The organism is Streptomyces sp. NPDC046876 (genome assembly GCF_040645035.1).
Taxonomy (GTDB): Bacteria; Actinomycetota; Actinomycetes; order Streptomycetales; family Streptomycetaceae; genus Streptomyces.
The window spans coordinates 28,135-47,691 of sequence record NZ_JBEYXK010000023.1 but is presented as its reverse complement, the minus strand read 5'-3'; the positions used below and the strand labels follow the sequence as shown (position 1 = coordinate 47,691).

The following is a 19,557-nucleotide window of genomic DNA, read 5'->3' as shown; positions in this document are numbered from 1 at the left end:
ACAGCACAGACAAGAGGTACAGATGAACAGACGGACGAGGTTGCTCAGGTACGGCCTCTTCACCGTGATCGCGGCGCTGATGGCCACGGTCCTCCCTCCGGCCGCGGTCGCCGGCGCGGCGGACCCCTGCGGTCCCGGCATGAACGCGGTCGTCTGCGAGAACTCCAAGCCGGGCACGCCGATGTCCGACTGGTTCGCGCCCAGCGCCTACGGCGACATCAAGGGCTTCAGCGCCCAGATGAGCGTCCAGGCGGGCGACACCGTGCAGTTCAAGATCCAGTCTCCGACCCCGTACCACGTGTCGGTCTACCGGCTGGGTTACTACGGGGGCAACGGGGCCCGCCTGATGTCGACCGCGGCGCAGGCGGCCCAGACCTACCCGGCGAACTTCCTGCCGGGCGGCAACCCGCGCTCCTGCACCACCAAGGCCGCCACCGGCCTGGTCGACTGCGGCAACTGGCCCGTCACCTCGACGTGGACCGTGCCCGCCGACGCCGTCTCCGGCGTGTACATCGCCAACTTCGACCAGGCCGACGGCAACGGCGTCATGCCCTACCCCTTCGTCGTCCGCAACGACTCCAGCCACTCCGACATCGTCGTGCAGACCAGCGACCAGACCTGGCAGGCGTACAACAACTACGGCGGCCAGGACCTCTACGACGGCGGCGGACCCGCCCCCGACGGCCGGGCCTACGAGGTCAGCTACAACCGGCCCATGGACATCGGCGGCGAGAACGGCATCTACGGCTCCGAGTTCCAGATGCTGTCCTGGCTGGAGCGCAACGGCTACGACGTCAGCTACGTCTCCGGCATCGACATGTCGACCCGCGGGGCGACCCAGCTGCAGAACCACAAGGTCTTCATGTCCTCCGGGCACGACGAGTACTGGACCCAGGAGCAGTTCACCAACGCCCTGAACGCCCGCAAGGCAGGCGTACACCAGACGTACTTCAGCGGCAACGAGATCTTCTGGAAGACCCGCCTCGCCCCGAGCATCGACGGCGCCAACACCGCCAACCGGACCCTGGTCTGCTACAAGGAGACCAAGCTCTCCTTCCCCCAGCCCAACGGCGTCCCCGACCCCAGCGGCACCTGGACCGGCACCTTCATGGACCCGGCCAGCTCCACCAACGGGCGGCCCTACCAGCCGGAGAACCAGCTCACCGGCACCCTGTTCAGCGTCAACGGCTACCGCAGCGACGCCATCACCGTCCCCGGCCAGTTCGCCAAGATGCGGCTGTGGCGCAACACCAGCGTCGCGAACCTGACCCCGTCCCAGACCGCCACCTTCCCGACCGGCACCCTCGGCTACGAATGGGACAGCGACGTCGAGGACGCGTCCCGCCCGCCCGGCCAGATCCAGCTGTCCTCCACCACCGTGGACATCAACGACGGCAAACTGCGCCTGGACTACGGCAACACCTACGGCAACGGCACCGCCACCCACAGCCTGGTCGCCTTCCGCGACCAGACCTCGCACGCCCTGGTCTTCGGCACCGCCACCGTCCAGTGGTCCTGGGGCCTGACCAACATGCCCACCGGCGACCCCGGCACCACGGTGGTCACCGAGGACAAGCGGATGCAGCAGGCCACGGTGAACGTCTTCGCCGACATGGGCGTCCAGCCCAAGTCCCTGCAGAGCGACCTGGTCGCGGCGACCGCGTCCACGGACACCACCGGCCCGGCCGTCACCGTCACCAACCCGGCGGCGAACGCCACCGTGCCCGCGCTGCGCCCCGTGACCATCACCGGCACCGCCACCGACAGCGGCGGCGGCGTGGTGGCCCGCGTCGAGGTCTCCACCGACGGCGGGACCACCTGGAAGGCGGCCACGGGCGTGGGCTCCTGGAGCTACAAGTGGACCCCGACCACGCCCGGTTCCGCGCAGATCAAGGTCCGCGCGGTGGACGACAGCGTCAACATCGGCGCCACCACCACCGTGCCGCTGACCGTGGGGCCCCAGCAGTGCCCCTGCACCGTCTGGCCGGCCTCAGCCGTGCCGGGCACCGTCAACGCCGGCGACGGCAGCGCCGTCGAACTCGGCGTGAAGATCCGCTCCTCGGTCCCCGGCTCGATCACCGGCGTCCGCTTCTACAAGTCCCCGGCGAACACCGGCACCCACACGGGCAGCCTGTGGAGCAGCACCGGCCAGCGCCTGGCCACGGGCACCTTCACCAACGAGACCGCCTCCGGCTGGCAGCAGCTGAATTTTTCCTCCCCGGTCCCGATCAAGGCCAACACCACGTACATCGCCTCCTACTTCGCCCCCAAGGGCGGGTACTCCTTCGACAACACCTTCGCCTCGGCCGAGGCGGGCCTCGCCCCGCTGACCGCCCTGCGCAGCGGCACCGACGGCGGAAACGGCGTCTACCGCTACAGCGCGACCGGCGGGTTCCCGTCCACGGCCGCGAACGGCAGCAACTACTGGGTCGACGCCGTCCTGGACACCGCCACCGCCAGCACCACCCCGCCCACGGTCACCGCCACCACCCCGCAGTCCGCGGCGATCGGCACCGCGATCACGGCGGAGGTGAAGGCCACCTTCAACGAGGGCATCGACGCCGACACCCTGGCCTTCACCCTGAAGGACCCGGCCGGTGCGAGCGTCCCCGGCAGCAAGGTCCTCGGCGCCGCGAACAGCGCCACCTTCACCCCGTCCACCGAACTCGCGCTGAACACCACGTACACGGCCTCCGTCCAGGCCTCCGACCTGTGGGGCAACGCCATGGCCGCCCCGGTCACCTGGAACTTCACCACCAGTACGAGCCCGCCCGCGGTGAACTGCCCCTGCACCCTGTGGGGCGCCACCGCCGAGCCGGCCACCCCGAGCGTCACCGACGACACCAACTCCGTCGAACTCGGCACCCGCTTCCAGTCCGCGGTGGGCGGCTACGTCAGCGGCATCACCTTCTACAAGGGCCCCGGGAACACCGGGACCCACACCGGCAGCCTGTGGAAGGCCGACGGCACCCTGCTGGCCACCGGCACCTTCGGCAGCGAGACCATCTCCGGATGGCAGCAGCTCCACTTCGCCACCCCCGTGCCCATCACCGCCGGCACCACCTACGTCGCCTCCTACCACGCCCCGGGCGGCAAGTACGCGGTCGACGGCGGCTACTTCACCGCGGCCCACCGCTCCTACCCGCTGGTCGCCCCGGCCGACGCCCCCGGCAGCGGCAACGGCCTCTACAAATACGGCGCGTCCGCGGCCTTCCCCACCAACACCTACGGCTCGGTGAACTACTGGGTCGGCCCGGTCTTCACCACCACCGCCCCGGCCTCCCTCGCGGCGGACGGATCCACGGAGGTGACCGGCCAGTGAGCACCGTCAGCGTCGTGATCCCCTGCTACAAGTACGGCCACTTCCTGGCCGACTGCGTCCGCAGCGTCCTGGACGAACAGCAGGGCGTCGACGTCCGCGTCCTGATCATCGACGACGCCTCCCCGGACGACTCGGCGGACGTGGCCCGCGCCCTCGCAGCCGCCGACCCGCGGATCGAGGTGCACGTCCACGAACACAACAAGGGCCACATCGCCACCTACAACGAGGGCCTTCTGGAGTGGGCCGACGGGGACTACGTCGCCCTGCTGTCGGCCGACGACCGGCTGGTCCCCGGGGCCCTGGTGCGCGCCGCAGCCCTGCTCGACGCCCACCCCGAGGCCGGCTTCGCCTACGGCAGGCCGCTGCGGTTCCAGCACGGCGGGCCGCTCCCCGCGGCCCGCACCCGCAGCACCGGCTCGGTGGTCTACCCCGGGCACTGGTGGCTGGAGCGGCGCTTCCGGGAGGGCACCGGGTGCATCACCTCGCCCGAGGTGGTCGTCCGCACCGGCCTCCAGCGCAAGGTCGGGGGCTACGACCCCGAACTCCCGCACGCCGGCGACATCGAGATGTGGATGCGGCTCGCGGCGCACGCCGACGTCGGCTACGTCCGCGGGGCCGACCAGGCCTTCTACCGCGTCCACGGCAACAACATGTCCACCACCGACTTCGGCGGGCAGCTCGACGACCTGCGCCAGCGCCTCGTCGCCTTCGACACGGTCCTGGACAAGTGCGGCGACCTGCTGCCGGACAAGGACCGGCTGTCGGTCGCCGCCCGCACCCGGCTCGCCCGGTACGCCCTGCGCCGCGCCTACCGCGCCTTCGACCGGGGCCGCACCGCCGTGGTGCCGGTCGAGGAGCTGGAGGCCTTCGCCGCCGAGTGCCTGCCGGGCTACACCTCGCTCGGCGAGTACCGGGCGCTGCGGCTGCGCCGGCGGATCGGGGCCCGCACGATGCCGTACCTCCAGCCGCTGGTGCTCTCGGCCGTCGCCGACCGGGGCCGCGAGTGGCTGTGGTGGCAGTCCTGGAAGCGCCGAGGGATTTGATGGACCATCAGCACCACCGCCCCCTGCGCGGGGCGCGGCCGCAGGACCGGCCCGCTTCCTCAGCGGGCCGGAGCGGCCACCGGCAGCCGGCCCCCGGCCGGGTCCTGCGCCGGGGCCCCGGAACCGGTGTCGGCGCCCTCGCGCCGGCGCCGGTTCCGGCGCGTCAGCAGGCGGTCGGTCCACAGGGCGCCGGCCACCCCGCACACCGCGGCCAGGAGCGCCGCCCCGGCCAGCCCGCGGCTCTTGGTGCCGGTCTGCTCCACCGGCGTCGGCGGGACCAGCACGGACACGCTCATCCGGGCCGCCTCCGGGATCTGCTGCCCGGCCTGCAGGTCCGCGACGTGCTGGGTGTACACCTCGACGATGGTCTTCACGGCCCGGTCGGCCGCGGCGGGGTCGCCGTGCTCGGCCTGCACCTGGAGCGAGGGGATCAGATAGCGGGGGGTGACGCTGGTGCCGCTGTTGCGGGGGATCAGCCGGTACGTGCCCCGCACCCCGGCGGCGCGCAGCTCGGCCGCCCCGGCCGGCGCCTCCAGTTGCTGCACCGCCGCGTAGGAGACGGCGGCCAGCGGCGGCTGGAGGTTGGCGAGCTGGTTCGGGTGGGTGCCCGTCACCGGCGGTTTGACCACCACGATCGCCGAGCTCACATAGGTGGGTGCGGGGCGGAGCACCTGCACGGCCCCGGCGGCAGCGAGGACGGCCGCGACCACGAGGACGTACCAGCGGCGGCGCAGCGTGCGGAACAACTCACCAGGCGACACAGGATTCCTTCCGTCGCGCCCGATCCTTCCAGGACGCGCGGCGGCCCGCCATCGGTTCCGGCAGCTACGGCCGGTCCGGCGGATCGGGGTCGGACGGGCCCCGGCTCCCGGCCGCGGGGGAGGCGCCCGTGAGCATCGGCGAGATCCTGGCGGTGCTCCGGCGCCGCTGGTACGTGATGGTCTCCCTGACCCTCCTCGGCCTCCTCGCGGGCCTGCACCTGTACCGGTCGGTGCCGGTGGAGTACCAGTCGCAGAGCTCGGTGGCCCTGCTGGACTCCGCGGCCGTGGCCGAGCTGGCCCCCGCCTTCGGCAACCCGATCTCCAACGCGGGCGGTTCGCTGGTCGTCACCGCGGACGTGCTGATCAGGACCCTGTCGGGGGCCGATGCGGCGCGGGACCTGCAGGGGCTCGGCGTGACCGACCCGTACACGGTCGGCTTCGCCGCGAACACCTCGGGTCCGATGCTGACGCTGACCGTCACCGGCCCGGACCGGGCCAAGGTGCTCAAGGAGACCAGCACCCTCACCGCGTTCGCGGGGGAGCAGCTCAACGCGCTGCAGGCCGCGTCCAAGGTGGAGCCCGCCTACTTCGTGCAGACCGCGCCCGTCGTGCTGCCGCAGACCCCCAAGCCGCAGCTGAAGAGCCGCTACCAGCAGGTGCTGGCCGTGGTCATCGCCGGTTTCACCGCCGGTTTCGTCCTCTCCTTCGTGACGGAGACCCTGGCGGCGTTCCGGCGCCGGCGGCGCGAGGCCGCCGCCGCGGCGGCCGCGGCCGGGCAGCAGCCGAGGAAGCGGCGCCTGCGCCGCCGGCCCCGCACCCGGCAGCTGGACGCCGTCGCCGTCCTCACCGGCTACCTGGGCCTGGCCTTCTTCATCCCCTCGAACCTGACCCTGCCGGGGCTGGGCGGGGTCGGCACCCCCGCCAACGTATGGGCGCTGCTCGGCCTGTTCTGGTACCTGGCCACCTGGATGACCGGCCGCGTCCGGCCCGCCCCCGGCACCCGGCTGCCCCGCGTCGTGATGTGGCTCCTCGCGGTGTCCGTACTGGCCTCGTACCTGGCCAACGCGGTCCGCGGCAGCTCCCACAAGGAGGTCCTCGGGGCCGACCGCGGCCTGATCGGGCTGCTCGTGTGGGTGTCGCTGGTGGTGCTCGTGACCGCCGGCATCCAGGACCGCGCCCGCCTCGACGTACTGCTGCGCCGGGCCGTCGTGATGGCCGCGATCGTCGCCGCGATCGGCTACTACGACTTCTTCACCGCCAGCAACATCGCCGAACGCATCAACATCCCCGGCCTCCAGTCGAGCGTCGCGAAGATCACCACCCTGGACCGCGGGGCGTTCACCCGGCCCCGCTCCACCACGGCGCAGCCCCTGGAGTTCGGCGGCATGCTCGCCCTGCTGCTGCCCTTCGCCGTGCAACAGGCCTTCGACCCGGTCCGCGCGCACCTGCGCGCCTGGCGCCGCTGGGGACCGGTGGTGCTGATGGGCGGCGCCCTGCCGCTGACGGTCTCGCGGACCTCGATCATCGGCGCGCTCATCGTGGTGCTGGTGATGGTGCCGCGCTGGAAGCCGCAGCGCCGCTGGACCGCGATCGGCCTGCTGCTGGGTTCCGTGGCCTGCTTCAAGGTGCTCGTACCGGGCCTGATCGGCACCATCACCACGCTGTTCGGGTCGTTCCTGTCCAACTCCGACAGCAGCACCCAGGCCCGCACCGTCAAGTACACCGCGATCGTGCCCTACCTCGAGGAACGCCCGCTGTTCGGGCGGGGCCTGGGCACCTTCACCCCCGACCTGTACTTCTTCACCGACAACCAGTACATGCTGACCCTGGCCGAGATGGGCCTGCTGGGCCTCGCCGCCCTCCTGGCGCTGTTCCTCACCGGCATCCACCAGGGCGGCGCCATCCGCCGCCTCGCCACCCGCGAGTCCGACCGCGAGCTCGGCCAGGCCTACTTCGCCTCTGCCCTCGTCGCCCTGGTCAGCAGCGCCACCTTCGACGCCCTCAGCTTCCCGATGTTCGCCGGGATGTTCTTCCTGACGATCGCCGCCGGGGGCAGCCACCTCGGCTTCCTCCGGCGTGCCACGCCGCAGTCCCCAACCACGGAGCCCGCATGTCCTCCCGTCACCCCGTCCCGGGTACCGGTCCCGTAGCCGTCCTCGTCGTCACCTGGAACAGCTCCCGGGTGCTGCCCGAGTTCCTCGCCTCGCTGCCCGAGGGCATGGCCGGCCTCGACTGGCACCTGGTCGTCGCCGACAACGACTCCGCCGACGGCACCGTCGACCTCGTCCGCTCGCTCGCCCCCGACGCCACGGTCGTCCAGACCGGCCGCAACGCCGGCTACGCGGCCGGGGTCAACGCCGCCCTCGAGGCCGCCGCCACCCGGTACGGCGACCTCCGGGCCGCCCTGGTCTGCAACCCGGACGTCCGGATGCGGCGCGGCTGCGCCCGGCTCCTCGTCGACGCGCTCGACGCCCCGCTGTCCGGCGGCCGCCGCGTCGGGATCAGCATCCCGCTGCTGTACGAGGAGGACGGCACGCTCCAGCACTCGCTGCGCCGCGAATCCCGGGTGACGCGCGCCCTCGGCGAGGCGGTGATCGGCAACCGGCGGGCGGGCCGCTTCCCGCGGTGGAGCGAGCTGGTGACCGACCCCTCGGCGTACGCGCGGGCGACCGTCACGGACTGGGCGACCGGGGCGCTGATGGCCCTCTCCCGCGACTGCCTGGACGCCTGCGGCGCCTGGGACGAATCCTTCTTCCTGTACTCGGAGGAGACCGAGTACTGCCTGCGCGCCCGCGACCTCGGCTTCGCCACCCGGCTCGAACCCGGGGCCTCGGCCGTCCACCTCGGCGGGGACTCGCAGGTCTCCCCGCGCCTGTGGACGCTGCTCACCCTCAACCGGGTGCGGCTCTACGGCCGCCGGCACGGGGCGGCGGCCACCGCCGCCTTCCGCGCGGCCGTCCTGCTGCGCGAGACCTCCCGGGCGGCCCTCGGCCGGCCGGCCAACCGGGCCGCGGCCCTGGCCCTGGCCAGCCCGTCCGCACTGCACGCCACCCCGGGCCCCTGATCGCCTGGCCTTCGGCCCGTCGGCCCGTCGGCCCCTCGGCCCGAGGCCCGGTCACCCGGAGGGCGTCCGCCCGTCCCACGCGGTGTAGAAGCTCTCCGGATTGACCAGGTACCGCACCGTCGGCCGCGGCAGATGGCGGACCTCGTGGCGGCGGCTGTAGCGGCGTACGAGCTCCCAGTCCTCCCGCGGCAGCACCGCGGGCGTGCGGCGCAGCCGACTGAAGTACAGCGCCCGGCTGCGCCGCGCCACGAACGCGTTGGTGTCGAGGAACGCCTCGTGCGCGGCCCGGCGCCGGTCGAAGGGCACCGACAGCAGGTCCCGCTCGGAGCCGTCGGGCAGCACCCGGCGCAGGGCGGTGTACACGCCGTCCGGCCCGCCCGGCGCCTCCAGCACGGCCAGGGCCTGCGCGAGGTGGTCGGGCTCCCACAGGTTGTCGTCGTCGAGGAAGGCCACGTACCGCGAGCGGGTCAGCCGGATCCCCACGTTGCGCACGACCCCGGCCGTGCCCGTGTTCCGGGTCAGCGACACCGCGAACAGCCGCGGGTCCTCCGGGAGTCCGCCCAGACCCGCCCCGTCGTCGACGACGACGACCACCTGGTCCCGCACGGTCTGCGCCAGCGCCGAGCGGACCGCCGCGCGCAGCGCCTCCGGCCGCCGGTGCGTGGCGATCACGGTGGCCACCAGGGCCTGCGGCGGCCGGCCCAGGTGGGCGGCGAGCCGGGCCGTCTCGGCGTCCTCGAAGCGGCGCAGCCGCACCGCGGACGGGGCGAGCAGCAGCTTGTTCCTAGCCTCGAAGAGCACCAGCCAGCCGAAGGCCCGCTTGAGCAGCTCCCAGGGAGCCCGGACGATGCGCCGCATGAGGTCCTTCCGGTCGTCAGGAGGAGGGCGGTGGTTCGACGGGCCGGCCGCCGGTCGTGCGGTTGCCGCGCCACACGTTCCCCGCGCCGCCCGCGTTCCAGGCGGTGGCATGGCCGTAGGCCCCCGCGGCCGCGTGGTACTCCGTGGAGAACACGTTGTCGGTGATCTGGATGTTCGTCGCGCCGGGGCCGCCCGCGTAGAGCGCGTACGCCCCGCCCGCCAGCCAGTTGCGGTCGACCGTCACCGAGGAGACGGTGCCGGTGTCGGCGAACAGTCCGATCGCGGCGGTCGCGCCCTGGTCGACGCGGACCGGGTTCAGCAGGGTGTTGTGGCGCACGCTGAGGCGGCCCTTGTTCCCGCCGCCGCTGATGACGGCGTCGGTGTGCTGCCACTCGCCGCCCTGGTTGCGGAAGGCGACGATGTCGTGGACGTAGTTGTCGTGCAGGTCGCCCTGGCCCATGGACAGGGCGTTACCGAAGACCGAGATGTCGCACCAGCCGACCTCGATCGAGCTGGTGCCCATGTTGGACACGGCGTAGTTGACGCCCCCGTTGTCGGGCCCCTTGCCCGGGACGGCGGTGATCGTCGTGTGCAGGACCTTCAGGCCGCTGTAGCCGGGGCGCAGGTTGATGCCCCACCAGTTGGTGGAGGTGATCCGGCTGTCGATGACGGTGACGTCGTTGGCGTAGACGTCCAGCGAGCCCTTTATGTCCCAGCCGCGGATCACCGTGCCGTCGGTCTTCACCGACATGTTGCCGGTGTCGTGCCGCTCCAGCCCGGTCCGCGGGCCGGTGGTGCGCTCGTCGGGGAACCCGCACGCGCCCGGCGAGGAGCACGGCCCCGCCGCACCGGGCGCACCCGACCCCGAAGGGGAGCCCGCGGCGGGCGGGGACGAGGACGTACCGGGGGAGGGGGAGGGGCTCGCCGTCCCCGTGGCGCCCGGGTCCGGCGAGGGAGCGGGCGGGGCCGCGGTGTTCGCGCCGGGGCCGGGGCAGTCCAGGGCGGTTTCCGGGCAGGGCCCGGCCGAGGGCTCGCCCCTGCCGGTCCGCTGCGCCTGGCACAGGGTCATGACGACGGCCAGCAGGAGCCCGGCCGCCAGCCAGGCCGCAATCCGCCTCCGGTCGCGTGCCACGGCCGCTATCCCCCGGCCGCCGCGGTCGCACCGGCGGGCGCTCCGCCCGGCGGGGAGCCGCGCAGGAACCCGCGGCTGGGCAGCACGCACACCACGTAGCAGACCGTGCCGGCGGCCCCGGTCGCGAGCAGCGCGAGGACACCGTCGCCGAGCAGCCGCTCCAGGCCGAGGAGCACCCCCGCCATCACGGCGCCGCCGAGGAACGGCCAGGCACACGCGCGCGCCACCGCCCCCACCCGTACCCCGCTGCGGTGCAGGGCCGCCAGGAACACCGGCACCACGACGGCCCCGGCCACCAGCACGTGCCCCTGCGCCACCCCCACGATCCCGCCCGCCCCGGCGCCGGCCACCAGCACCGGGACCAGGACGACCAGCCACAGCCCCTGCACCCCGATCAGGGACCGGCGCTGCCCGACGGCCACCAGGCAGTCGTACGCCAGCTCGCAGCCGATCCGGACCAGGCCCAGCGCCATCAGCCAGGGCAGCGCGCCGGCCGCCGGCAGCCAGCGCTCCCCGTACACGAGCCCGATCACCGGACCGGCCAGGACGGCGAGCAGCACGCACAGCGGCACGGTGCCCGTCATCACCACGCCCATGGCCCGCCCGAACCCGCCGGCCAGCGCGCCCGGCGACTCGGCCAGCCGGGAGAAACCGGCGAAGGAGACGCGCCGGGCCGCTTCGGAGATGATGCGCACGGGCCAGCCCGAGATGTTGAAGGCGAGCACGTAGAAGCCGAGGGCCGCCTGGTCGAGCGCGGAGCCCACCACCATGGTGTCCACGTTGACGACGCCGAGCGCCAGCATGCTGGCACCGGCGAGCGGCAGCCCGAACCGCAGCAGCGCCCGGGCCTGCTCCGCGTCCCAGCCGAACCGCAGGGTGCCCGGCGCGGCCAGGCAGCAGCCGGCGAGGGCGGCGGCGTTGCCGGCGACGGAACCCCAGGCGAAGCTCATGGCGCCCCAGCCCTGGACGGCCAGCAGCAGGGTGACCGCGGTGCTCAGGACGAAGTTGACGCCGTCGATGGCCATCCGGCGGCCCTGCGCGAACTCCCGGGTGAGGAAGCCGGCGGGGACCTGCGCCAGGCCGTCGAGGACCACGCACACGCACATCACCCGGAGCACGCCGTCGGCCTCGGGCGAGCCCAGGACCCGGGCCACGGCGGGCGCCGCCGCGAACAGCACCGCGTACAGCAGGCAGCTGGAGGCGGCGCTCAGGGTGAGGACGGTCGGGGCGAAGCGGCGGGGGTCGCCCTCCCAGCGCACGAGGGCCAGCGACACGCCGAGTTCGTTCGCGGAGAGCAGCACGAGCAGGACCGTCTGGGCGATCCCGTAGACGCCCCAGGCCTCGGGTCCGAGGAAGAAGCGGGCCAGGATGATCCCGGTGACGAAGTTGCCGAGCCGCATGACCACGGTGTTGACCAGGCTCCAGCGGGCGGCCGAGCCGACCTTGCGCCCCAGGGACGGGCCCGGTGACGCGTCCCCCGCCGGGGTTGCGGTGTCCGTACCGGCTCCGGTGCCGGTGGCGGGGCCGGTCACGGCGATCCCGCAGACCCGTGCGCGGCGGCCGGCAGGGCGGGCTCCTGCGGTGCGGCGGTGGACGGTTCGCGCTCGGACACTGCCTCGTCCGGGGACGCCGTCTCGGACGGGGCGGGCCGGTGCCGGCCCGGCTTGCCGGAGGCGCGTCGGCGGGCCTCGACGAAGAAGGTGGCCACCAGGCTGAGCACGAAGCCCAGCACCCCTGCCATGACCAGGTACTGGATCCGGGTCTTGGTCTGCGGCTCCGGCTTCTGCGGCGGGACGATCGTCGCCATCCGGATCATGGCGTCCGGTGCCACCGACTGCTGGGCCTGGAACTCCTTCAGCCGCTTCTCGGCGTAGGCGGTCAGGAGCTGGTCCGACTTCAGGACGGCGGCCGGCCGGGTGCCGGTGACGCTCAGCCACATGAAGGGCCCCTGGGCGTTGTCGGCGATCTTCGCCTCGTAGGTTCCGGTGACGCCCTGGGACTTCAGGTCGGCCCGGGAGTCGTCGGAGTTGAGGTTGCGGGCGAGGCCGTCGGCCATTCCGGTGAGCGAGGACTGCGTGCTCAGGAAGGGGTTGCCGTCGAAGGCCACCGTGGCCTTCTTCGAGTTCAGGAGCGTCACCGTGCTCTGCGAGGTGTACTCCACCGGGACCAGCAGGTACACGCCGGCGACGAGCGCGGCCGTGAGCAGCAGCCCGGGCAGCAGGACGTACCAGCGCCTGCGCATGACCCGCCAGATCTCCGCGAGATCCACGATCTTCCCCCTCGCGGCGGCGCCGTGGGGTGCAGCGCCGCCGCCCTGTCATTGCGGTGTTTGCGGTGTGTTGCAGTGGTGCGGTCGTGCGGTCGTGCGGTCTTGCAGGTCGTACGGATGCACGGGTCGTACGGACCACGGCGTGCGGTGCCGCTACGGTGCCAGGTCGGTCGGCCGCAGTCGGGTCCGTGCGCTCCCGCCCTCCAGCAGGACCCGGGCGATGCGCTGGCTCGCCCGGCCGTCCCACAGCTCCGGGCAGCGGGGCGCGGGCGGGTCGTCGAGCACCCGGTGCACGGTGGCGGTGATGCGTTCCGGGTCGGTGCCCGCGAGGACGTTGGTGCCCTCCTCGACGGTGATCGGCCGCTCCGTGTTCTCCCGCAGCGTCACGCAGGGCACGCCCAGCGCGGTGGTCTCCTCCTGGACGCCCCCGGAGTCGGTGAGCACCAGGCGGGCACCGTCCTGCAAGGCGATGAAGTCCAGGTATCCGGCGGCCGGCACCAGCCGGATCCCGCCCGGCACCCCGGCCTCGGCCAGCCGGTCGGCGGTCCGCGGGTGCACGGGCCACAGCAGCGGACACCGCCCGGCGACCTCGCCGAGGGCCTTCAGCAGCCCGCGCAGGGCGTCGGGGTCGTCGACGTTGGCCGGCCGGTGCAGGGTGACCAGGCCGTACCCGCCGCGGGCCAGTCCGTGGCGCTCCAGTGCGTCCGTGGCCCTGGCCCGGTCGAGGTTGGCCAGCAGCGTGTCGATCATGACGTTGCCGACCACGTGGATCTGGTCCTCCCGGTACCCCTCCGACCGCAGGTTCGCGGCCGCGTCGGGGGAGGGGGCCAGCAGGTAGTCGCTGACCCGGTCGGTCGCGACGCGGTTGACCTCCTCCGGCATGCTCCAGTCCCGGCTGCGCAGGCCCGCCTCCACGTGCGCCAGCAGCGGCCCCGCCTTCGCGGTGACCAGGGCGCAGGCCAGCGTGGAGTTGATGTCGCCGACCACGACGACCGCGTCCGGGGCCAGTTCGTCGAGCAGAGGCTCGAAGGCGGCCATCACCCGCCCGGTCTGCTGGGCGTGGCTGCCGGAGCCGGCGCCCAGGTACCGGTCGGGGGGACGGATGCCGAGGTCGCGGAAGAAGACGTCGTTCATGGACGCGTCGTAGTGCTGGCCGGTGTGGACGAGCACCACGTCGGCGCCGTGCCGCTCCAGGGCGTCCATCACCGGTTTGATCTTCATGTAGTTGGGCCGTGCTCCGGCCACGCACACGATCCGGGGCATGGGGTCAGAGCACCTCCACGGTGGGTCCGGACATCCGGTTGCGGCAGTCGAGCACGAGCGAGGCGTGCTCGGTGACCATCGCGTAGTCGAAGGCGTCGTGGTCGGTGAGCAGGACGACCACGTCGGCGGCGGCCAGCTCCTTGCGGGTCGGCTCGACCCGGGTGAGCCGGGCGTCGATCTCGACGCTCTCCACCACGTGGGGGTCGGCGGCGCGCACCTTGGCGCCCATCTCCAGGAGCAGTTGGGCGATCCGCATGGACGGCGACTCCCGGGCGTCGCCGGTGTTCTTCTTGTACGCGAGTCCCAGCAGCAGGATCCGGGAGCCGTTGACCGAGCGGCGCTTGGCGTTGAGCGCGTCGACGACGCGGCGCGTGACGTACTCGGGCATGTGGTTGTTGATGTCGTTGGCCAGCTCCACGAAGCGGAAGTTCTGGCCGAGTTCGCGCTGCACCCGCCACGACAGGTACGAGGGGTCGATCGGCAGGCAGTGCCCGCCGACGCCGGGGCCGGGGGTGAACTTCATGAAGCCGAACGGCTTGCTGGACGCCGCCTCGATGGACTGCCACACGTCGATGTCGAGGTGCCGGGCGAACATGGCGATCTCGTTGACGAGGGCGATGTTGACGTGCCGGAAGGTGTTCTCCAGCAGTTTCGCGAGCTCGGCCTCCTTGGGCGAGCGCACGGGCACCGTCGTGTCGACGAGCTCCCCGTAGAAGGCCTCCACCGCCTTCAGCGAGGCGGCGTCGACACCGGAGACGACCTTCGGCGTCTGCTGGAAGCCCCACACGGTGTTGCCGGGGTCGATGCGCTCGGGGCTGTAGCCGAGGTGGAAGTCGGACCCGGCGGTCAGGCCCGAGCCGTCCTCCAGGATGGGGCCGAACAGCTCCTCGGTGGTGCCCGGGTAGGTGGTGGACTCCAGGACCACCGTCGCGCCCGGCCGCAGGAACCGGGCCAGGGTGTGCGCCGACTCCTCGATGTAGCGCAGGTCGGGGGCTCCGTCCTGCAGCGGGGTGGGGACGGTGACGACGGCGACGTCGAAACCGCCGCAGTCCCGGGCGAGTTCACTGGGCCGGTACGTGCCGCGCTCCAGAGCGCGGGCCAGCCGTTCGGAGGAGACGTCCTCCACGTACGACTCGCCGGCGGCGAGGCTCTTGACCCGCCGCGCGTCGACGTCGTACCCGATCACTTGGTGTCCGACCTCGGCGGCCCTGATGGCCAGCGGGAGGCCGACGTACCCCTGTCCCACGACGACGACGCGCATCAGTGACTCCTGTTCGCGGAACCGGCAGACGGTGTCCGGTGGATGAGCTCCCGGACGGTCATGAGGAGGAAGGCGGTGTTGGTGGTGAGGTAGCGCTTGCCGAGGCGGCGCGGCTCCTGCAGGGCGCGGTAGAACCATTCGAGCCCCATGCGCTGCCAGACCAGCGGAGCCCGTTTGGTGATGCCGGCCAGGATGTCGAAGGAGCCGCCGACGCCGTGCACCACGTGGGCGCCGGTGCGCTTGCCGTAGCCGGCGGTGAAGATCTCCTTCTTGGGCGAGGTCATGCCGAGGAACAGCAGCTGCGCGCCGCTGTCCGCGACCGCGTCGGCGATCGGACCCTGCTCGGAGTCCTCGAAGTAGCCGTTGCGGCTGCCGGCCACGCGCAGCGCCGGGAACCGCTCGGCGATCCGGCGGAGCATCAGCGCGAGGACGTCCTCGCGGGCGCCGAGCAGGTAGACGGGGATGCCCGCGGTCTCGGCCGCGGCCAGCAGCCGCATGAACAGGTCGATCCCCGCCACCCGTTCGGGCAGCCGCACGCCGAGGACGCGGCCGGCCCAGACCACGGCCTGGCCGTCGGCCAGGACCAGGTCGCAGCCGGCGACCGCGGCGGCGAGCCGCGGGTCGCGCCGCATGTTGACCAGCTTGGCGGCGTTCACCATGCCGATCTCGATCTGCTCCCCGCGCCGCACCGCCTCCAGGCAGCGCTGCACGGTCTCGTCCATGGTCAGGGCGTCGAGCGTGACCCCGAACAAGGACACGCGTCGGCTCATCTGTCCAACCCCCCGAGCCAGGCGTGCAGCATCCAGCCGAACTCGTACGGCCGGCACTCGCGGTCCACCGCGAGCGGCCGGAAGATCCGGTCGAGCGGGGCCAGCCGGGCCTGCGGGGCCACCCGGGTGGTGAGCCCGCGGGCGGCCCGTACCGCCTTGGCCGGGTCGCCGCGGTAGACCTTGCGCCAGGTGACGCCGTGGTCCTCGCGGATCATCGATTCGCGCGGAGTGCCGTCGGGCCCCTGCAGCTCGGGCACCTGCACCATCCAGGACAGCCCGCGCCGGATCGCGGCCCCGAAGTCGGTGCCGCCCGCCTCGGCCAGGTCGAACAGGGCGGTCGGAGCCATGGCGTGCTGGTGCACGCTGTACACCGGGTAGCCCTCCACCACGCCCCCCGTGCGGGAGTCGTAGTGCCACCACCACTGTCCGCCGTCCCCCTGCAGGGCGCAGATCCGTGCGGCGCAGGCGTCGGCGGCCTCCAGGGCCTCCGGGTCCGTGCCGCTCGCGTGCAGCCGGGCCAGTGCCTGGAGGGGATAGGTCTGGTCGGCGAAGCATGCCACGTGCGAGCGGTATCCGGGGACCAGTCCCGGGCCGGTGGCGTGCGCGAACAGCGGGACGCCGGGCGTCCTCGCCGCCAGCAGGCGGTCGCGGGCGGCCGCTAGACGGTACTCCACATCGGCCGAGTTCCGCGCGGCGGCGAGGGCGGAGAGCACCCAGGCCGCCTCGACGGTGTACTGCGGCCGGTCGGGCACGTCCAGCGCGGCGACCCGGGCGAGGGCGTCGGCCAGCTTGGGATGGCCGGTCTCGGCGGCCGCCCAGGCGATCAGCGCCGCGTCGCCGAGGTTCGGCACCGCGGGCAGCCGCTCCACCAGCAGCCCCGTGAACTCCCCGGCCGTATGCCCGCCCAGCACGGCGCGCTGCCGGTCCTCGGGCAGGAACCGCGCCCCGAGCGCGGTGATGGCCGCGTACCGGGTGCTGGTCCCGCGCCGCTCCACCCGCGGCCTGCCGTCCGGGGCGATCGTGCCCGCCCTGGTGAAGACGAAGGTGTCGGCTCCCGGCACGTACATCTCGGGCAGACCCGCCTCGGCCAGCGCGAGCAGCCGCTCGGCGAGCGCGTGCAGCGACGGGTCCTCCTGGGCCAGTGCTCCTAATCGTGCGAAGGTCACGGTCACCGGGCCCCCACCCCGGCCTCCCGCGCACTGCGCGCACCCCGTATGTCCGAGCTGTACGGCTCCAACACACCTACCCCCTCTGATCGCTCCTGGGACAGACCGGGCGGTCGTCGTCCTGCGGGGGATAAGGCGCCGCGCATGCGCATGCGCGTGACGGTGCACGACACGACCGCGCCGCACGGCGCACGACGGCGCGCACGTACCGGCGGTGTGGATCCCCCCTGCGGCACGAGCCGTCCGGGGCCGCCCACTGGATCCCCCCAGCGATGCCCCGTCGTGTACAACCCCCCACTGAACCAAGCCTGTTGCCTGCTCAGATCCCGTGTACACCGACAAGGTATGCCCAAGGATGTTCGTTGATTGCGGTTTTGAGGAAATGCCGGTGACCTAAATTCCGACGCACCGTCAGGTCGGTGCCGGGCCGGTGCCGGGCAGGTGTCGGCCCGGCATCCGGCCGGTGTCAGGCCAGCTCGACCAGCGTTCCGTCCTTCTCCTCGTGCAGCGCCCCGGTCCGCGGGCACTCCCAGGTGCCCGGCCGGCCCTCGCACTTCACCAGCCGCACCCCGGCCCGGCCCACCCAGCCGATCCGCCGGGCCGGCACCCCCGCCACGAGCGCGAAGTCCGGCACGTCCCGGGAGACGACCGCGCCGGCCGCGACCAGCGCCCACCGCCCCACGCGCACCCCGGCCACGCACACCGACCGGGCCCCCAGCGAGGCCCCTTCGCCGACCACCACGCCGGCGGCCTCCCAGTCGTCCCCGCGCTTGAGCCGGCCGTCGGGGTCCACCGCCCGCGGGTAGAAGTCGTTGGTCAGCACGGCGGCCGGCCCGATGAACACCCCGTCGCCGAGGACGGCCGGCTCGTACACGAGCGCGTAGTTCTGCAGCTTCACGTGGTCCCCGATGCGCACGCCGGGGCCGACGTACGCACCGCGCCCGACGATGCAGCCGCGCCCGAGCCGGGCCTCCTCCCGTATCTGCGCCAGATCCCAGATCGTGGTCCCCTCCCCGAGTTCGGCGGTCTCGTCGACCTGGGAGGAGGGCTGGATGCGGACACTCACGGCGGTCCCCTTACGGCTCGCGAGGCGTTCGTACGCACGCTGCTGCGGCGCACGCCCGGAGCATATGCGCCACCGCCCCGACCCACCCCCCGGATCAACCGACTGCGCGAGGACCGGACTTGGCATCGCGGCCCGGCTCGCCGAGGAACTGCAGAGCGCGGGCAGGGCTGGCCGCAGCCCTGCCGGGAGGCGCTCCTCTCCCTGCGCCGCCACCCGGAGCCGGAGGTCCGCGACGACGCGTACGCCGCGCAGCTGGGCGGCAGTTGACCGGCGCCGGGTCGCGCCACCCGCCCCGTCCGCTCAGGGCCGGACGCCGTCGCAGGCGATCATCAGGTGGCGCGGGCCGCGCAGCACCGCGTTCTGGCGGTACGGCGGCGGGTCCTCCAGCAGCCGAGGGTTCTCCAGCCGCCGCGCCAGCTCGCTCAGCGCGAGCTGCGCCTCCAGCCGCGCCAGCGGCGCGCCGAAGCAGCTGTGGATGCCGCTCCCGAGCCCGAGGTGCTGGATGTCCTTGCGGTCCGGGTCGAAGCGGTCGGGGTTCTCGAACCGCTGCGGATCCCGGTTGCCGGCGGCCAGCATCAGCCACATCGAGGACCCCTTGGGGATGGTCACGCCCCGCACCTCGATGTCGACCAGCGGCGTGCGCTGCGGCAGCAGCTGCACCGGCGGCTCGAACCGCAGCAGCTCCTCCACCAGCGGCACCGCGAGACCCGGTTCGGCCCGCAGCCGCCGCAGCACGTCCGGATTGCGCAGCAGCGTCAGCATGCCGTTCGTGATCAGGTTGACGGTGGTCTCGTGCCCGGCGATCAGCAGCAGCGCCGCGGTGCTCAGCAGCTCCATCGTGGACATCGACTCGTCCGGCCCGTGCCCGACGGCCAGCTGCGACAGCATGTCGTCGGCCGGGTTCTTGCGCCGCTCCTCGATCAGCCCGGCCAGGTACATGCCCAGCTCCATGCGGGCGTCGTGCGTGACCTTCTCCCGTTCGGCCGCGTCCGCGTCCGGAGCGGGGTCCAGGCTCGCCGCCAGGGTGTCGGCCCACACGTGGAAGCGGGCCTCGTCCTCCTTCGGCACCCCGAGCAGCCGGCAGATCATGGTCACGGGGAAGGGGTAGGAGAACCGGTCGACCAAGTCGATCCGCTCCGTGCCGGCCGTGTCCCCGTTCGCGCCGGTGCCGAGACCGTCGATCAGTCCCTTCACGATGAGCTCGAGGTCGCCGCGCATCCCCTCGATCCGGTGCGGGGAGTGCGGCGGCCCGAAGTGCCGGTTGGTCATCCGGCGCAGCCGGTCGTGCTCGGGCGGGTCCAGCTTCAGGAAGCTCGGCGGCAGCGCCCCCTCCTCCTCGTCGTCGGCCAGCGGGTCGCCGCCGGAGGCGGTGCGGTTGCGGGCGTCGGAGCTGATCCGCGGGTCGTGCAGCAGGCTCTTGATCTCGTAGTACGTGCTGACGACGTACGGGCCCTCCCCGTCGTGGTGGACGGGCGTCCTGCGGAGCTCCTCGTACAGCGGGTACGGGTTCGCGCGGTTCTCGTAGTCCAGGATCTGGGTCAGGATGCCTTGCTTCATGGACGGGTCCTCCGGGAGCGGCGTG

15 protein-coding genes are annotated in these 19,557 nt (G+C 73.1%); 4 read left to right on the top strand and 11 right to left on the bottom strand.

Annotated features, from left to right (window positions below; all coding sequences use genetic code 11):
* The first annotated feature begins 22 nt into the window (after positions 1–22).
* Positions 23–3,322, top strand: coding sequence for a DUF4082 domain-containing protein (locus ABZ924_RS15670; RefSeq protein WP_361908910.1), 3,300 nt, complete (start codon positions 23–25; stop codon positions 3,320–3,322).
* Entirely contained in the window at positions 3,319–4,365 is a 1,047-nt protein-coding gene (locus ABZ924_RS15665; protein ID WP_361908907.1) for a glycosyltransferase, read from the top strand. Before ABZ924_RS15670 ends, ABZ924_RS15665 begins: the two co-directional genes overlap by 4 nt.
* Before the next feature lie 59 nt (positions 4,366–4,424).
* On the opposite strand, the gene ABZ924_RS15660 is transcribed toward ABZ924_RS15665, so the two are convergent.
* The gene (locus ABZ924_RS15660; RefSeq protein ID WP_361908904.1) at positions 4,425–5,126 is read right to left on the bottom strand and encodes a hypothetical protein; all 702 of its coding nucleotides are present in this window, start codon (positions 5,124–5,126) and stop codon (positions 4,425–4,427) included.
* Between the two features lie 128 nt (positions 5,127–5,254).
* Between ABZ924_RS15660 and ABZ924_RS15655 the strand changes: the two genes are divergently transcribed.
* Both ABZ924_RS15655 and ABZ924_RS15650 read left to right on the top strand, forming a co-directional pair.
* Positions 5,255–7,276, top strand: a complete 2,022-nt coding sequence (locus ABZ924_RS15655; RefSeq protein WP_361908901.1) for an O-antigen ligase family protein — start codon at positions 5,255–5,257, stop codon at positions 7,274–7,276.
* Positions 7,237–8,190 (top strand): glycosyltransferase family 2 protein, encoded by a 954-nt coding sequence (locus ABZ924_RS15650; RefSeq protein WP_361908898.1) that lies wholly within the window; start codon positions 7,237–7,239, stop codon positions 8,188–8,190. The genes ABZ924_RS15655 and ABZ924_RS15650 overlap by 40 nt, the downstream gene beginning before the upstream one ends.
* Positions 8,191–8,241: 51 nt before the next feature.
* Here the strand turns inward: ABZ924_RS15650 and ABZ924_RS15645 are convergent, their stop codons facing one another.
* The 10 genes from ABZ924_RS15645 to ABZ924_RS15600 form a co-directional block, all read right to left on the bottom strand.
* Positions 8,242–9,048 (bottom strand): glycosyltransferase family A protein, encoded by an 807-nt coding sequence (locus ABZ924_RS15645; RefSeq protein ID WP_361908895.1) that lies wholly within the window; start codon positions 9,046–9,048, stop codon positions 8,242–8,244.
* 16 nt (positions 9,049–9,064) lie between these two features.
* Positions 9,065–10,180 carry a hypothetical protein gene (locus ABZ924_RS15640; RefSeq protein ID WP_361908892.1) on the bottom strand — a complete coding sequence of 372 codons (1,116 nt, stop codon included), beginning with the start codon at positions 10,178–10,180 and terminating at the stop codon, positions 9,065–9,067.
* Between the two features lie 5 nt (positions 10,181–10,185).
* Positions 10,186–11,712: an oligosaccharide flippase family protein gene (locus tag ABZ924_RS15635; protein ID WP_361908889.1), complete on the bottom strand. Its 1,527-nt coding sequence runs from the start codon at positions 11,710–11,712 to the stop codon at positions 10,186–10,188.
* Complete coding sequence (locus ABZ924_RS15630) at positions 11,709–12,449, bottom strand: chain length determinant protein (RefSeq protein ID WP_361908886.1); 741 nt, start codon at positions 12,447–12,449, stop codon at positions 11,709–11,711. Before ABZ924_RS15630 ends, ABZ924_RS15635 begins: the two co-directional genes overlap by 4 nt.
* A gap of 153 nt (positions 12,450–12,602) precedes the next feature.
* Positions 12,603–13,712: a UDP-N-acetylglucosamine 2-epimerase (non-hydrolyzing) gene (gene wecB, locus ABZ924_RS15625; RefSeq protein ID WP_361908883.1), complete on the bottom strand. Its 1,110-nt coding sequence runs from the start codon at positions 13,710–13,712 to the stop codon at positions 12,603–12,605.
* Positions 13,713–13,716: 4 nt separating this feature from the next.
* Positions 13,717–14,973, bottom strand: coding sequence for a nucleotide sugar dehydrogenase (locus ABZ924_RS15620; protein WP_361908881.1), 1,257 nt, complete (start codon positions 14,971–14,973; stop codon positions 13,717–13,719).
* Positions 14,973–15,743, bottom strand: a complete 771-nt coding sequence (locus ABZ924_RS15615) for a WecB/TagA/CpsF family glycosyltransferase (RefSeq protein WP_361908879.1) — start codon at positions 15,741–15,743, stop codon at positions 14,973–14,975. The genes ABZ924_RS15620 and ABZ924_RS15615 overlap by 1 nt, the downstream gene beginning before the upstream one ends.
* Positions 15,740–16,915 (bottom strand): hypothetical protein, encoded by a 1,176-nt coding sequence (locus ABZ924_RS15610; protein WP_361908876.1) that lies wholly within the window; start codon positions 16,913–16,915, stop codon positions 15,740–15,742. The genes ABZ924_RS15615 and ABZ924_RS15610 overlap by 4 nt, the downstream gene beginning before the upstream one ends.
* A gap of 460 nt (positions 16,916–17,375) precedes the next feature.
* On the bottom strand, positions 17,376–17,975 hold the full coding sequence (locus ABZ924_RS15605; protein WP_361908873.1) for an acyltransferase: 600 nt from the start codon (positions 17,973–17,975) through the stop codon (positions 17,376–17,378).
* Between the two features lie 300 nt (positions 17,976–18,275).
* A complete protein-coding gene (locus ABZ924_RS15600) occupies positions 18,276–19,532 on the bottom strand; it encodes a cytochrome P450 (protein ID WP_361908870.1) in 1,257 nt (418 codons plus the stop codon).
* Positions 19,533–19,557: the final 25 nt, after the last annotated feature.

What these genes read in the sequence shown, in the direction of transcription:
- ABZ924_RS15615 (WP_361908879.1), bottom strand. Translation starts at nt 15,743, where the DNA reads ATGAGCCGACGCGTGTCCTTGTTCGGGGTCACGCTCGACGCCCTGACC.
- ABZ924_RS15620 (WP_361908881.1), bottom strand. Translation starts at nt 14,973, where the DNA reads ATGCGCGTCGTCGTCGTGGGACAGGGGTACGTCGGCCTCCCGCTGGCC.
- ABZ924_RS15645 (WP_361908895.1), bottom strand. Translation starts at nt 9,048, where the DNA reads ATGCGGCGCATCGTCCGGGCTCCCTGGGAGCTGCTCAAGCGGGCCTTC.
- ABZ924_RS15670 (WP_361908910.1), top strand. Translation starts at nt 23, where the DNA reads ATGAACAGACGGACGAGGTTGCTCAGGTACGGCCTCTTCACCGTGATC.
- wecB (WP_361908883.1), bottom strand. Translation starts at nt 13,712, where the DNA reads ATGCCCCGGATCGTGTGCGTGGCCGGAGCACGGCCCAACTACATGAAG.
- ABZ924_RS15600 (WP_361908870.1), bottom strand. Translation starts at nt 19,532, where the DNA reads ATGAAGCAAGGCATCCTGACCCAGATCCTGGACTACGAGAACCGCGCG.
- ABZ924_RS15650 (WP_361908898.1), top strand. Translation starts at nt 7,237, where the DNA reads ATGTCCTCCCGTCACCCCGTCCCGGGTACCGGTCCCGTAGCCGTCCTC.